This window comes from Methylobacterium pseudosasicola (genome assembly GCF_900114535.1).
Classification (GTDB): domain Bacteria; phylum Pseudomonadota; class Alphaproteobacteria; order Rhizobiales; family Beijerinckiaceae; genus Methylobacterium; species Methylobacterium pseudosasicola.
In genome coordinates this window covers 48,914-62,651 of sequence record NZ_FOTK01000015.1, presented here as the reverse complement: position 1 = coordinate 62,651, position 13,738 = coordinate 48,914, and the positions used below count along the sequence as shown (strand labels likewise).

General features: G+C 68.9%; 14 protein-coding genes and 1 tRNA gene. 6 read left to right on the top strand and 9 right to left on the bottom strand.

Features of this window, described 5'->3' with window-relative positions:
- The first annotated feature begins 241 nt into the window (after window positions 1-241).
- From BM228_RS15825 to BM228_RS15805, 5 genes are all read left to right on the top strand, one after another.
- Entirely contained in the window at window positions 242-496 is a 255-nt protein-coding gene (locus BM228_RS15825; RefSeq protein ID WP_092042171.1) for a FitA-like ribbon-helix-helix domain-containing protein, read from the top strand.
- Entirely contained in the window at window positions 493-918 is a 426-nt protein-coding gene (locus tag BM228_RS15820) for a type II toxin-antitoxin system VapC family toxin (protein WP_092042169.1), read from the top strand. The genes BM228_RS15825 and BM228_RS15820 overlap by 4 nt, the downstream gene beginning before the upstream one ends.
- A gap of 287 nt (window positions 919-1,205) precedes the next feature.
- Window positions 1,206-2,168, top strand: coding sequence for a signal peptide peptidase SppA (sppA, locus tag BM228_RS15815; RefSeq protein WP_092042167.1), 963 nt, complete (start codon window positions 1,206-1,208; stop codon window positions 2,166-2,168).
- A gap of 50 nt (window positions 2,169-2,218) precedes the next feature.
- Window positions 2,219-2,530, top strand: coding sequence for an integration host factor subunit beta (locus BM228_RS15810; protein WP_007559930.1), 312 nt, complete (start codon window positions 2,219-2,221; stop codon window positions 2,528-2,530).
- A gap of 19 nt (window positions 2,531-2,549) precedes the next feature.
- Window positions 2,550-2,900, top strand: coding sequence for a LapA family protein (locus BM228_RS15805; protein ID WP_092042284.1), 351 nt, complete (start codon window positions 2,550-2,552; stop codon window positions 2,898-2,900).
- 10 nt (window positions 2,901-2,910) lie between these two features.
- Here the strand turns inward: BM228_RS15805 and BM228_RS15800 are convergent, their stop codons facing one another.
- From BM228_RS15800 to BM228_RS15760, 9 genes are all read right to left on the bottom strand, one after another.
- Window positions 2,911-3,570, bottom strand: coding sequence for a phosphoribosylanthranilate isomerase (locus tag BM228_RS15800; protein WP_092042165.1), 660 nt, complete (start codon window positions 3,568-3,570; stop codon window positions 2,911-2,913).
- An 18-nt stretch (window positions 3,571-3,588) separates the two neighbouring features.
- Complete coding sequence (locus BM228_RS15795; protein ID WP_092042164.1) at window positions 3,589-4,695, bottom strand: DUF2125 domain-containing protein; 1,107 nt, start codon at window positions 4,693-4,695, stop codon at window positions 3,589-3,591.
- 159 nt (window positions 4,696-4,854) lie between these two features.
- The gene (locus BM228_RS15790; protein WP_092042163.1) at window positions 4,855-5,301 is read right to left on the bottom strand and encodes a hypothetical protein; all 447 of its coding nucleotides are present in this window, start codon (window positions 5,299-5,301) and stop codon (window positions 4,855-4,857) included.
- Window positions 5,302-5,452: 151 nt separating this feature from the next.
- Window positions 5,453-6,232, bottom strand: coding sequence for a lysophospholipid acyltransferase family protein (locus tag BM228_RS15785; protein ID WP_092042161.1), 780 nt, complete (start codon window positions 6,230-6,232; stop codon window positions 5,453-5,455).
- Window positions 6,233-6,316: 84 nt separating this feature from the next.
- Window positions 6,317-6,835, bottom strand: a complete 519-nt coding sequence (locus BM228_RS15780; RefSeq protein WP_092042159.1) for a hypothetical protein — start codon at window positions 6,833-6,835, stop codon at window positions 6,317-6,319.
- A gap of 110 nt (window positions 6,836-6,945) precedes the next feature.
- Complete coding sequence (locus BM228_RS15775) at window positions 6,946-10,143, bottom strand: efflux RND transporter permease subunit (RefSeq protein WP_092042158.1); 3,198 nt, start codon at window positions 10,141-10,143, stop codon at window positions 6,946-6,948.
- Window positions 10,144-10,250: 107 nt separating this feature from the next.
- Complete coding sequence (locus BM228_RS15770; RefSeq protein ID WP_092042156.1) at window positions 10,251-11,408, bottom strand: efflux RND transporter periplasmic adaptor subunit; 1,158 nt, start codon at window positions 11,406-11,408, stop codon at window positions 10,251-10,253.
- 146 nt (window positions 11,409-11,554) lie between these two features.
- Window positions 11,555-11,875, bottom strand: a complete 321-nt coding sequence (locus BM228_RS15765; RefSeq protein ID WP_092042282.1) for a rhodanese-like domain-containing protein — start codon at window positions 11,873-11,875, stop codon at window positions 11,555-11,557.
- 107 nt (window positions 11,876-11,982) lie between these two features.
- The gene (locus tag BM228_RS15760; RefSeq protein ID WP_092042154.1) at window positions 11,983-13,263 is read right to left on the bottom strand and encodes a glycosyltransferase family 4 protein; all 1,281 of its coding nucleotides are present in this window, start codon (window positions 13,261-13,263) and stop codon (window positions 11,983-11,985) included.
- Between the two features lie 155 nt (window positions 13,264-13,418).
- On the opposite strand from BM228_RS15760, the gene BM228_RS15755 reads away from it, so the two are divergent.
- Window positions 13,419-13,495 (top strand) — tRNA-Pro (locus tag BM228_RS15755).
- The last annotated feature ends 243 nt before the right edge of the window (window positions 13,496-13,738 follow it).

The following is a 13,738-nucleotide window of genomic DNA, read 5'->3' as shown; positions in this document are numbered from 1 at the left end:
GTCCCGCGCGGGTTTTTCGTTGTGCGTTGGGGTTTCTGGAGCGCTGGGATCCGTCGAGTCCTCGAACCTTCTCTGCCGCCGATACTGGCACGCCGCTTGGAGGCTTCGACCGCATTGAGGCCGCGGCTTCAGTCGGGAACATCATCTTGAAAGATGGATCTCGCCGCTCGCGGTGCCGAGGACAAAGTTGATTGCAGATTGATAAAATGCAATCCTCGCCATCATGCAGAGGTTTTGACAGATGCCATCCATGACCGTTCGGAATGTGCCCGATGAGGTGCATCGCGCGATCCGCGTAAGGGCCGCTCAACACGGTCGCAGCGTCGAGGCCGAAATGCGCCATATCCTGGAATCTGCGGTGAGGCCGGAAGGCCGGATCAAACTGGGTTCGCTGCTGGCCGAGATCGGCCGCAAGATCAGGCTGACTGACGAGGAAATCGCCATCTTCAAGAGCGTGCGCGACACAACCCCGGCCCGTGCAGCGTGCTTTGAATGATCCTCCTCGATACGAACGTGGTTTCGGAGCCGCTCCGGCATGCGCCCGAGGCCCGCGTCATCGAATGGATCGACAGGCAACCTCTGGAAACACTCTATCTGTCTGCCATGACCGTCGCCGAACTGCGCGCCGGCGTAACCTTGCTACCGGCCGGAAAGCGCAGAGCGACACTGCATGAGGACCTGGAGCGGGGCGTGCTGCCCATGTTTGTCGGGCGTGTCCTGCCGTTCGACTTGGCTTGCACGACCGCCTATGCCGAACTGCTGGCGAGGGTACGCAAGGCAGGGAGCGGAATCGAGACCGCCGATGCCTGCATCGCAGCGGTCGCCCTCGCTAACGGACTGACCGTCGCCACCCGCGATACCGCCCCGTTCGCGGCGGCCGGCCTCACTGTCATTGACCCCTGGGATCCATCTTCGTGAGGCGCGCTGCCCGGGTCCTGGCCGGAACGCGACGCGTCCTACGGATTACCGACCTCGACCGTGAGCACGCGAGCCGCCTGACGGCAGCCCGGCTTGAGGGTCTGCCCGGGGGCCCCGCATTTTCTTCGCGCGGCCCATATCCAGGCCCGCGGAAAATGCTCTAGAACACCGGCCTCGGGCGGCTCCGGCCGCGCGAGGCAAAGGAAACCAAGGACTTGCCCGGCGCGGGGCCTCGCCCCCGCACCCCATCACGGGGCCGATCCGGGGAGGCGAAGGGAAGCGACCGCATGGCAGCCGACGCCGAACTGCTGATCGACCGCCGGCGCCTGCGCCGCAGGCTGTCCCTGTGGCGGGTGCTCGGGATCGGCGGCCTGATCGTGGCGGTGGGCGCGCTGGGCTACCGGGTCCGGGCCGGCGCCGACGGCGCCTTCGCGGTCGGCCCACAGATCGCCCGCATCTCCGTCTCGGGCTTCATCGCCGGCAGCGAATCGACTGCCAAGCTGATGAAGCGGGTCGGCGAGTCCGACGCCGTGAAGGGCGTGGTCGTCTCGATCAACTCACCGGGCGGCACCACCACCGGTTCCGAAGAGATCTTCCGCAACCTGCGGGCGCTGGCCGCCAAGAAGCCGATCGTGGCCTTCGTGGACGGCACCGCGGCCTCGGGCGCCTACATCACCGCCATCGCGGCCGACCACATCGTCGCCCGCGAGACCAGCCTGGTCGGGTCGATCGGCGTGCTGTTCCAGTACCCGGACCTGTCGGGCCTGCTCGACAAGGTCGGGGTCAAGGTCGAGTCGGTGAAATCCTCGCCGCTCAAGGCCGAGCCCTCGGGCTTCACCCCCACCACCCCGGAGGCGCGCGCCGCCCTCGCTGCCGTGGTCGGCGACACCTATGCCTGGTTCAAGGGCCTGGTGGCCGAGCGCCGGGGCATGGATGCCGGCCAGCTCACCGCCGTCTCGGACGGGCGGGTCTTCAGCGGCCGCCAGAGCGTGCCCTTGAAGCTGGTGGACGAGCTCGGCGGCGAGCGCCAGGCCGTGGCTTGGCTGGAGGCGAACCGGGGCGTGCCGAAGGACCTGCCGATCAAGGACTGGAAGCCCAGCAAGGAGAGCGATTTCTCGCTCTGGTCGGCTGCCGGCATCGGTGCGGACCTCCTGGGCCTCGACGGGCTCGCCGGGCGGCTGCGGGCCGTCGGCACCCAGGCCGAGACCGCGAGCGGCGGCCTGCTCGTCCTGTGGCGCCCGGAACCCTGAGCGCCCCCGCACCCGAAGCCCGCCCCGATCCCCCGAGAAGACCAGACGCCATGATCAAGTCGGAGCTCGTCCTCAAGATCGCCGAGCAGAACCCGCATCTCTACCAGCGCGACGTCGAGATCCTGGTCAACGCGATCCTCGACACCATCTCGGACGCGCTGGCCCGGGGCGACCGGGTGGAACTGCGCGGCTTCGGCGCCTTCTCGGTGAAGCGCCGGGAAGCGCGAAAGGGACGCAACCCGCGCACCGGCGCAGCCGTTGCCGTGTCCGAGAAGGCGATTCCCGTGTTCAAGACCGGGAAGGAGATGCGCCAGCGCCTCAACGCCGCGGGCATCGGCGAGAGCGCGTCGGCCGCCGAGTAGGAAAAGGTCTGTGAGCGCGATGATCCGTTTTCTGAAGAGCCTCGTGCTGCTGCCGATCGCGGCCCTGGTAATCCTGCTGGCAGTGGCCAACCGGGCACCGGTGCCGCTCTCCTTCGATCCGTTCAATGCGGACGCCCCGGTGTTCAGCGTGAACCTGCCGCTCTACGCGATCCTGTTCGGCGCGGTGGCGCTCGGCATCGTGGTGGGCGGCGTCTTCACCTGGCTCGGCCAGGGCAAGACCCGGGCGAATGTCCGCTACCACCGCCGCGAGGCCAACCGTCTGCGTGCCTACGCCCCCGAGAGCGAGACGCAGGGCACGGCCTACACGGTGCCCAATACCGGCCGCACCGCCCTGCCGGCACCGCGCTGAACGGAGGCCCTCAGCGGGCCGCCCGTACCGCGGCCACGAAGGCCGCGATCTTGTCCGGATCTTTCAGGCCGGGCGCCGATTCGACCCCCGAGGACACATCCACAGCGCCGAGCTCGGTGCTGGTGAGCGCCTCCGTGACATTGTAGGCGTCCAGCCCACCGGACAGCATGGTGCCGTCGGGCAATTCGGCATCGGCCAGGATCGCCCAGTCGAATCGGTGGCCGTTGCCCCCGGGCAGCGCCGCCCCCGGCGGCGGCTTGGCATCGAGCAGGATCCGGTCGGCCACCCCGGCATAGGCCGGAATCGCGTCGAGGTCGGCCCGGGTCGCGACGCCGATCGCCTTCATCACCGGCCGGCCGGAAAGCGCCCGGATCGCCGCCACCCGCTCCGGGCTCTCGCGCCCGTGGAGCTGGATCAGGTCCGGATCCATGGCCTCGACCGCCGCCTGGACCAAAGCATCATCCGGATCGACCAGCAGCACGACGCGTTCGGCCCGGCCGCGGGCCTGGGCGGACAGCTTCGAAGCCTGTTCGAAGGAAACGTGGCGGGGACTTCGAAGAAAGTGGACGAGCCCGATCCAATCCGCGCCCGCCGTCAACGCGGCTTCGAGGGTCTTTGGCGTGCTGAGCCCGCAGATCTTGACGCGGGCCGGAGGGATCGGGGCTGTCATGGCTGTCCTGTAGCCGATCTAGTACAGGACCGGCAGGTAGAGATTGGGGATCGGGAAGCCGCTGAACACGATCCGCCCGTTGACAAACTTCAGCGGCGGCAAGGGTTTGAGCGGCGCCGCACCCGCCGGCGCATCCCGGTCGGGCTGCCGCCCCAGCCCCAGCAGGCCGCCGACCAGCTGGCCGACCAGCGCCCCCTTCTCAGACCCGAAGCGCTGCCCGACGACGCTGCCAATCAGGGCATCCACCCCCGCCGCCCGCAGATCGAGCTGCCCGACGGGGCGGTGTGTATCGTCCAGAGCGAGCGTGCCCTTCGCTTGCACGCGCTGGTCGCCCTTGGCGAGCGACAGAGCCGTCAGATCAAGCGTACCGCCGGCCTGGCGCCAGCGCTCCAGCTCCCGCGGCACGGGACCGGTCCGCAGGACAGTGGCCTGGGTGAGCGTAGCATCCAACGACAGATCGGCCGGGGCGGGATTGCCGGTGAGCGCGTCGAGCTGCGGCACGGCGGCCTGGGCCAGACGCAGGCTCACATCGACCGCGCCCTCGGATTCGTAGCGGCCGGGGGTCGGCCGCGCGTGCAGCTCCAGATGCTGGCCCGCGACCGCGATCGGCCCCGGATCAGCGCCGGTGACGGTAACGTTCGGGCCGTCCACCACCAGCGAAGCGCGGGTGAAGCCGTCCGACGCGCCGTGGATGCTGCCCTGGAGCTTGCTCCAGGACGCATCACCGGTGAGCGCGCCCTGCTCGACATGGAACGGCCCGGCGCTCTCGAACAGCACCAGGCGCGGCTGGTAGACTTGCGCCACCGCGGTGGACGGGCCGAGGCGGAAACGGCCGTCGGACCGGTCGAGGGTCACGGCGCTGCAGCGGAGCTCGATGCGGAACGGGTAGCCGGTGAGCGACCGGTCGGCGCAGGTCCAGGTGCGGCCGGCTGCCGCCTCGCGGGCGATCCAGCCATCGATCTCGGTGGCGGCGCGCCCCCGGATCCAGAACCAGGCGACAGACCAGGCGACCACCAGCAGCGCGAGCAGGATGTAGGGGAGGAACAGCCCCAGCCGGAACCGCCGCGCCGTCTGCGCCAGTGAGGCCTGCGCATCACCGCCCGGCTGCGTTCGATCCTGAACCATGCGCTCCGCTCCCCGTCATCCGCCCCGGTTCGGGGGCAAGAGGCCCCGCCTTGAGGCCATGCACGGGGCGAAACTGGGGCAGCGCTTGAATCGGTCGACCATGGGGCGGACAGATCCGCCCCTCGGGATTCGATTTCTCGATCAGACTCGATTTCTCGATCAGACCTGGGCGGGCTCGACCGTGTCGAGCTGCAAGTCGTTGACGATCGCTACCCGCTCGGCCGCGTCGTCGGCCAGGCGATGGACGTGCAGTTCGGTGGCGCCGCTGTTGCGCACCCGATCGAGCCAGGTCCGCCGGAGGTGGTCGCGCGGGCTCTCGTTCGAGGTGGCCACGGAGACCATCTCGGCGATGCCGGTGTCATCACGGCGCACGGCGATCACCACGGCTTCCGCCATTTCGTCGAGGTCGAAGGCGCCGGCCGGATGGACCCCGACCACGTAGCGCCGGCCCGAGCGCCCGCGCCAAGCCGAGAGGGGGAGGGCCGGCGTGCCGCGCAGGCCTGCGGTCGTCTTGAGGCGTTCTTCACGCACATCCTGTCTCCGCGTGCGATCGTCCTTCAGGTCGCGAAGCGCGGCTGACCAGGACAGGGCTCTTCTGTTCGCCATTTGTTCCAACCTACCGCGCGATATCCACAAGCGTCAAGCGCAACGTTCCTACGGAGGAATGTGGTGATCGGGTGGGTTATCCACAAGCAGCAGCCCTGGCCGCCGCGTAGCACCGGGGCCTATGGAATCGGCCTTTGCCGTCTCCAAAAAATCAGCGGCGGGGTGCGGCGCCCACGGGCGCTTCGGCGGCCGATGACGAAGCGCTCTGGGGCGCAGAATCCTTCGGGCCGCCTTCAAGCAGGGCGTTCGAAGCCGCCTCCAGCCGCTCCTGCGCCAGCGCCTGAAATTCCGGGCGGCCCATGCCGGGCGGGATCGGCTCGAGGAACTGGATCACCGCCGTACCGGGCCGGCGGACGAGGCTGTTGCGCGCCCAGAACTGGCCAGTGTTCAGCGCCACCGGCAGGCAGGGCACCTTCAGGGCCGTGTAGAGATGCGACAGGCCCTGCTTGTAGGCCGGCGGCGCCCCGACCGCGCGGCGCGTCCCCTCCGGGAAGATGATGAGCTGCCGGCCATCCCGGATGGCGTCGGCCGCGGCCGCATTCATCAGGCTCATCGCACGGGCGCCCTTGGAGCGATCGATCGCCACCATGCCGCTGCGCGACAGGTACCAGCCGATCAGCGGGATCAGCAGCAGCTCGCGCTTGAGGATATAGGCGAATTCCGGAAACACCGTGCAGAGCGCCAGGGTCTCCAGGGCCGATTGGTGCTTGGCCGCGACCAGCAGCGGCCCCTTCGGGATGTTCTCGAGGCCGCGGAACTCGACCCGCATGCCGGCGACCACGCGCAGCAGCCACAGGGTAATCCGGCCCCAGAGCCGGGCGAGCCGCAGCACCGCGCGGCGGGAGACCAGCGTGGGCAGGCCGCCCAGCGCCAGCAGCGTCGTCACCGCGTAGAAGCAGACGTTGAAGGCGAGGGAGCGCAGGGCGAGCATCGGAATCCGCTTCGTGACGGCTTTCCTCTACCGCGCGGAGGCGCCCGCGGCCAAGCGCGGACGGTCCGACACCGGACCAAGCGATCATGCGCCTCCGGCATGCCGTTCGGGCCGGGAGAACCCGGCGCAGCGTCCGGCGACCAGCCAGTAGACCAGGCCGGCGCTGGCGCCGACGACGAACAGGATCAGCGTCAGCCGCGCCTCGGCGGCGAGAAGCCCCGGGTCGGCGCCCGTCGCCGCCGGGCGCACAGCACCGCGGACGAGCCAGGGCAGGGCGGCGGTCAAGAGGCCGCCCCCGGCGCCGTACCAGAGGAAGCCGCGGCGCGAAAACATCTCGCCGGCGAACCCGACCAGAGCCGGCGGCACGAACAGCAGGACGAACAAAGCCTGGGCGAGGCCGGCGATCAGCAGTGCTAGCCCCTCCGGCGGCAGCCCCGCCGAGAGATCGGACAGGGCCATGTCGACGCTCGCGAGCGCCCCATTGGTCAGCCAGGCATTGGCGGTCGGATCGACGAGGAGCGCCAGCAGGAGAATCGCTGCGCCGGCCGGGACGGCGAGGAGGAGCGCGAAGGCTCCGAGGAAGAGGCGGCCGAGCACGTGCATGACACGCCTCTACACGGGACTCGGTGTGCCGTCACAAACGAAGCCGCGCCCGACCGGTCAGGGTCGGGCGCGGCTCCAGGATCGCGTCATCGCTGAGGGCCGGGCTCGCCTCAGCCGTGAGCTGCGGCCGTTCCGCCATGGTCGCCGTGGGAGGACTTGCCCCGCAGGCGGCCGAGCCAGAGCGAGAAGTGACGGATCACCACGTAGAAGACCGGGGTGAGGAACAGGCCGAAGAAGGTCGCGCCGATCATCCCGAAGAACACCGCCGTGCCCAGGGCCTGGCGCATCTCGGCGCCGGGGCCGGTGGCGATCACCAGCGGCAGGGTGCCGAGGATGAACGCGAAGGCGGTCATCAGGATCGGGCGCAGGCGCAGCCGGCAGGCTTCCACCGCCGCCTCCACCGGGCCCCGGCGCTCGCGCTGCTCGATGTCGTGCGCGAACTCGACGATCAGGATCGCGTTCTTGGCAGCCAAGCCGATCAGCACGATCAAGCCGATCTGGGTCAGGATGTTGTTGTCCTGACCCCGGAACTGCACGCCGGCAAGCGCGGCGAGCACGCCGGTGGGCACCACCAGCAGGATCGCCAGCGGCAGAGCCCAGGATTCGTACTGCGCGGCCAGCACCAGGAAGACCAGCAGCACGCCCAGGGCGAAGACGGCGCCGGCGGTGCCGCTCGCAGCCTTCTGCTGGAAGGCGATCTCGGTCCAATCGTAGGCGTAGCCCTCGGGCAGCACCTTCTTGGCGATCTCCTCCATGGCGGTCAGGGCCTGTCCGGTCGAGACGCCGGGCTTGGCCACGCCTTGGATGGGGACCGAGTAGTACAGGTTGAACCGCTGGACGATCTGTGGGCCGGTCACGTCGCGCACCGAGGCGAGGGTGCCCATCGGTACCAGCGCACCCGTGGAGGAGCGCACCTTGATCTGCGAGATGTCCTGGATCGAGGAGCGGAAGGCGGCGTCGCCCTGCAGGCGCACCTGGTAGATGCGCCCGAGCGTGTTGAAGTCGTTCACGTAAGTGCCGCCGAGATCCGCCTGGACCGACGAGAACACGTTGGCGAGCGGCACGTTCAGCATCCGCGCGATGGTGCGGTCGATGTCGAGGAAGAGCTGCGGCGTCGCGTTGTCGAAGGTCGTGAACACCCGCTGCACATCGGCGCTCTGGTTCGCCTGGCCGATCACCTCGCCGGCCGCGGCCATGAGCGGGCCGATCTCCGAGGATTGGCGGCTCTCGATCTGCATCTTGAAACCGCCGCCGTTGCCGAGGCCGCGCACCGGCGGCGGCGGGATCACGATCACCCGGGCTTCCTGGATGTCGGAGGTGGCTTTCAGCACCTCGCCGGTGATCACCCCGGCGCTACGCCCCTGACCGGCGCGTTCCTTCGCCCCCGTGAGGGTGAGGAACATCACGCCGGCATTGGTGGTGTTGGTGAAGGTCGCTCCGTCGAAGCCAGCAATGATCACCGCGTTGGCGACGCCGGGCACCGTCCTGGCCTGCTTGGCGGCCCGCAGAATCACGTCGGTGGTGCGATCGAGCGAGGAGCCGGAGGGCAGCTGGACGACGCCGATCAGGTAGCCCTGGTCCTGGTCCGGAATGAAGCCCGTCGGCGTCGTCTGCGCGAGGTGCAGGGTCCCGGCGATCACCGCGGCGTAGACCACCAGCATCGCCGCCAGTCCCACGAACCCGCCGGTGAGCACGCGGATCGTCCGGCCGTAGAAGTCCGACGTGGCGTCGAAGGCTCGGTTGAAGCCGTTGGCGAGCCAATTGACGAACCGGGTCAGGAAGAACTTCGGCTCCTTGCGCGCATGGTGCGGCACGAGCAGCAGTTTACACAAAGCCGGGGACAGGGTCAGCGAGTTGAACGCCGAGATCAGGGTCGAGGCCGCGATCGTCAGTGCGAACTGCTTGTAGAACTGGCCCGAGATGCCCGGGATGAACGCCGTCGGCACGAACACCGCGGCGAGCACGAGGGCGATGGCGATGACCGCGCCGCCGACCTCGTCCATGGTCTTGTGCGCAGCATCGCCCGGGGACAGCCCCTCGGCCATGTTGCGCTCGACGTTCTCCACCACGACGATGGCGTCGTCGACCACGATGCCGATGGCGAGCACCAGACCGAACAGGGTCAGGTTGTTGAGCGAGAAGCCGAACGCCGCCATCGCCGCGAAGGTGCCGATCAGCGAGACGGGGATCGCGATGACCGGGATCAGGGCAGTGCGCCAGCTCTGGAGGAACACCAGCACCACGATCACCACGAGGCCGACCGCCTCGAACAGCGTCTTGTAGACCTCCTGGATCGATTCCTCGATGAACTCGGTCGGGTTGTAGGCGATGCGGTATTCGACGTCCGGCGGGAAGTTTTTCTTGACCGTCTCCATCACCTGCTTGACCGAGGTGGCCGCCTCGAGCGCGTTAGTGCCGGGCCGCTGGAACGCGCCGATGCCCACCGCGGGGGTGTCGTTGAGGTAGGAGTTGGTGGTGTAGTCCTTCTGGCCCATCTCGACGCGGGCGATGTCCTTGACCCGGACGAGGCGCCCGTCCTGGGCCTTGATGATCACCTCGGCGAACTGTTCCGGCGTCTTGAAGCGGGCCTGTGACTGCACGACGAGCTGGAACGCCTCGCCCTTGGCGGCGGGCGGCCCGTTGAGCTGGCCGGCGGCCACCTGGACGTTCTGCTCCTGCAGGGCCGTGGTGACGTCGGTGACCGAGAGGCCGTAGGCGGCGAGCTTGTTCGGATCGACCCAGATACGCTCGGCATACTCGTTACCGCCGAACACCGTGATGTCGCCGACGCCGTCGAGGCGCAGCAGCTCGTCGCGGATGTTCAGGTAGATGTAGTTGGCGAGGTAGTTCTGGTCGTAGGTCTTGTTCGGCGAGAGCAGGTGCACGACCAGCATCAGGTCGGGCGAGGCCTTGCGCACGGTGACGCCGAGGTTGCGCACGTCCGGCGGCAGGCGCGGCTGCGCCACCGACAGCCGGTTCTGCACCAGCACGTTGGCGATATCGAGGTTGGTGCCGACCTTGAAGGTCACGGTCAGCAGCATGTTGCCGTCGTTGGTCGACAACGACGTCATGTACAGCATGTTGTCGACGCCGTTGACCTCCTGCTCGATCGGGGTCGCGATCGTGGCGGCCACAGTCTCGGCGTTGGCGCCCGGATAGGAGGCGCGCACGGTCACGGTCGGCGGCACGATCTCCGGGTATTGCGAGACCGGCAGGCTCTCGTAGGCGACGAAGCCGAGGATCAGGAAGACGATCGACGTGACCGACGCGAAGATCGGCCTATCGACGAAGAAGTGGGCGAAACGCATCGGTCAAACCTCTGAGGCCCGCCGGTCACCCGGTCGGGGCCCTGCGTCGTCGGTGCGGCGCACGCGGCGCGGCGCGCGCGGATGCAGTCGTATCGAGCCGGTCCGGCTCACGTCTTGCTCGGGGGCAGCTCGACCGTCTCTGGGGTGACCTTGGCCCCCGGACGGACGCGGGCGATGCCGTTGACCACCAGGCTCTCGTCGCCCTTCAGGCCGCTGCGGATCACCCGGTAGCCGTCGACCTTCGGGCCCAGCACCACGTCCTTCTGCTGGATCACGTTGTCGGGCCCGAGCACGTAGACGATGCGCTTGTCCTGGTTGGCGGCGACCGCCTCGTCGGGGATCATCACGCCCTGGAACGGCTTGGTGGCCGGCATCGACACGATGCCGAACAGGCCGGGCTTGATGTATTGGTCGGCGTTCGGGACCGTGGCGCGCAGCAGGATCGTGCCGGTGGCGTTGTCGACGCGGTTGTCGACGAAGTCGAGGGTGCCCTTGCGGGTCGGCTTCGCCTCGCCGGACAAGGCGATCATGATCGGCACGCCCTTGCCCTGCTGGGTCTGGCCCATGCCGATGCCGAGGCTGCTCTGGTACTTCAGGAACGACTTCTCATCGACGGTGAAGCTGAACCAGATCGGGTCGAGCGACACGATCGTGGTCAGCATCGTCTGGTCGGCGCTGACGATGTTGCCCTCGGTGACCAGCCGCCGGCTGATCCGGCCGTTGACCGGCGCCTTGACCTCGCTGAAGTCGTAGTTGAGCTGCGCATTGTTCAGCGCCGCCTGGGCGCTGTCGACATCGGCCTGGGCGGTCAGCGAGGCCTGCCGGCGCTGGTCGGTGACCTGCTCAGAGATGTTGCCGCTCCGGGAGAGGGTCTGGGCGCGCTCCAAGTCGGTCTGCGAGAAGGACTGGCGCGCCTTGGCGGAGGCGAGGGCGGCCTGGGCCTGCTCCAGGGCCGCCTTGTAGGGGCGCCGATCGATCACGAACAGCAGATCACCCTTCTTCACCGTCTGGCCGTCGGTGAAGTTGATCTTCTCCAGGTATCCGGTGACCCGGGCCCGGACCTCGACGTAATCGATCGCGTCGAAGCGGCCGGTATACTGGTCCTGCTCGACGATCTCGCGCACCACCGGCTTGGCCACGGTGACCTTGGGCGGGGGCCCGCCCGGTGCCTGGGCGTGTGCGATCGGTGCGAGAGGACCCGCAACCAGGAAGCCGGCAGCGAGACCGGAGAGCACGGGGAGGAGGCTGGAAAGCCGGCTGCGCATCGGGTCCTGCTGTCCGTTGGCCGACCCGTCGGTCGAACCGAAGCTTGACGATGAGTCCTGGTGGACGCGCCCTAACCCGCGCGCCCTATTGCTTCTTGTGCGAGAGCGCACATCGCGGCCCGAAGAGGGCGGATTGTTTTATACGGCTACTCGATTGCTTCGCCGGCCGCGTACCAATCCTTAAAGCCGCCCTTGTAGTGCTCGGAGATGTCGAGTCCGGCCTTCCGGGCCGCCATAAGAGCGTGGACCGAGCGGACACCGGAGCCGCAGGACAGGACCGGTCGGCGGCCATCCGAGGCGATCAAGGCCGCCACGGCCTGCGGATCGAAGGTGGAGAGCGGATGCGAAACGGCGCCGGGAATGTGTCCAGCCTCGTATTCATGGTCCTCGCGCACGTCGATGATCAGCATTGTGCCATCGCTCAACCCGCGCTTGACCGTCTCGCGATCGAGATCGACCACCTGCATCGACTGGATCTCCGTTCCGCCCAACCCGGGGCCGACCCTAAGGGCTGACGCTTTCCCTTATTCGTCAGGCCGGAGCGGCGCAACTCGCGGCGCTGCTGCCGGTCCGGTCAGATCGCCGCGAGCGTCGGGCCGACGGCCGCGAAATGCGCGTCCCAATTCGGCGGCGCATAGCCGTCGAGCCGCCCGGCGAGCTCGGCCCGCAGCGGCGCGTCCGGCTGGGCGAGCGCCTCGATCGCCGCCAGCCAACCCGGGCCGTCGAGGGGATCGCGGAACAGGGCGAAATTGCCGGCGATTTCCCGATGGACCGGGATGTCCGAGGCGACCACCGGCAGGCCGGAGGCCGCCGCCTCGACGATCGGAATGCCGTAGCCCTCCGTGAACGAGGGCATCAGCAGGGCGGTGCAGCTCCGGGTCAGCGCCGCGAGGCCGTGCGTCGAGAGGCCCGTGACCTCGACCGTATGGGCCCGCACGCCAGGGCAGCGCTCGAGCATGTCGATGGCGCTCTCGGCCTCCCAGCCCCGGCGCCCGACCACGACCAGACGCGGCGTCGCGGCCCCGTGCCGCTCGGCCAGGACGCGCCAGAGCTGGAACAGCAGCAGGTGATTCTTGCGCGACTCGATCGTGCCGCAGACCAGGAAGGTCGGACGGTCGGGCTGGAACCGCGGCCCCGCACGCCCGAAGGCCGGCTCGACCCCGAGATGGCCCACCGCCACCGGCGGCCGGCCGAATCCCTCGGCGGACAAGTGATCGAGGGTGCGGGCGCCGGTATCGGCGGAGTTGACGAGAATCGCGGCGGCGTGCCGGCCGATGGTGCGCATCCGGACCCGGTGGCGGTCGGCCTCGCCGGCGCGCCCGTATTCGGGATGGGTGATCGGGATGAGGTCGTGGACGAAGAACGCGGCGCGCACGTCCCGCCGGTCGTAGAGCCAATCGAACCGGCCCGGATTGTCGAGGCGCAAATGCGAGGTGTGCAGGTAGAGCGCGTCGCGGGGCAGGACCGAGAGCGGGCGCCCGCGCAGGGCGATGTCGGCCGCCGTCCGGGCCTGGATCCGGCGCCGCTGCGTGCTGCCGGCCCGCGATGCCGGAGCGGACGAAGCAACCGCCACCGGGGCACCAAGCCGCGCCGCAAGCCCGCAATAGATTGGATCCGCCAGCGCGTCCCGGTCCTCGACCCAGCCGGCCGCCACGGCCTCGACGATGGCGAGGGCGCGCGCGCGGTCGAGCACCCGCGGTCCGTAAGCCGTGGACACCACGCCGACGCTCGGCCCCGGGCGGCCCAGGAAGTGACGCGCATAGGCGAGATCGACCCGGTCGATCCCCGACGGGCTCGCGTGGCGCAGCCGCGTGACGAGGCGCGTGAGATCGAAGGCGATCGGTCGGTCCGTCATGGTCCTCGAAGGCGTGGCGCGAGCGTTCGGCGCGCTGGGAGCAGCGGACGCTCCCCGTAACCGTCTCAGGCAAAGAGGGCCAGCGCCGCCGATCCGGCGTGAAGGGCTTGCGCGGGCGGGGCGCGACGGCTAAGAGCGCCGAGCCCATGGGGCATCGGAGTGTAGCGCAGCCCGGTAGCGCACCTGTCTGGGGGACAGGGGGTCGTCGGTTCAAGTCCGGCCACTCCGACCATAATTTTTTCGGACCGCGCGACCATGATGGCGCGGGCGACGATCCCTCGATTTTCAGTCCTCGAAACGCGGCTTCGCGGAAAAATCTCGCGCCCGCGTTTCAGAGCCTATTTGACTGCGTGATCGCAGTCGCGTGACGGTTCTGACTGACGTGTATCCCAATTGTCCCCTCATCTTGAGGTGCTGCGCAGCAGCCTCGAAGGAGCCCTCCAACCTGCCGCGCGATCCCTGGAGGGCTCCTTCG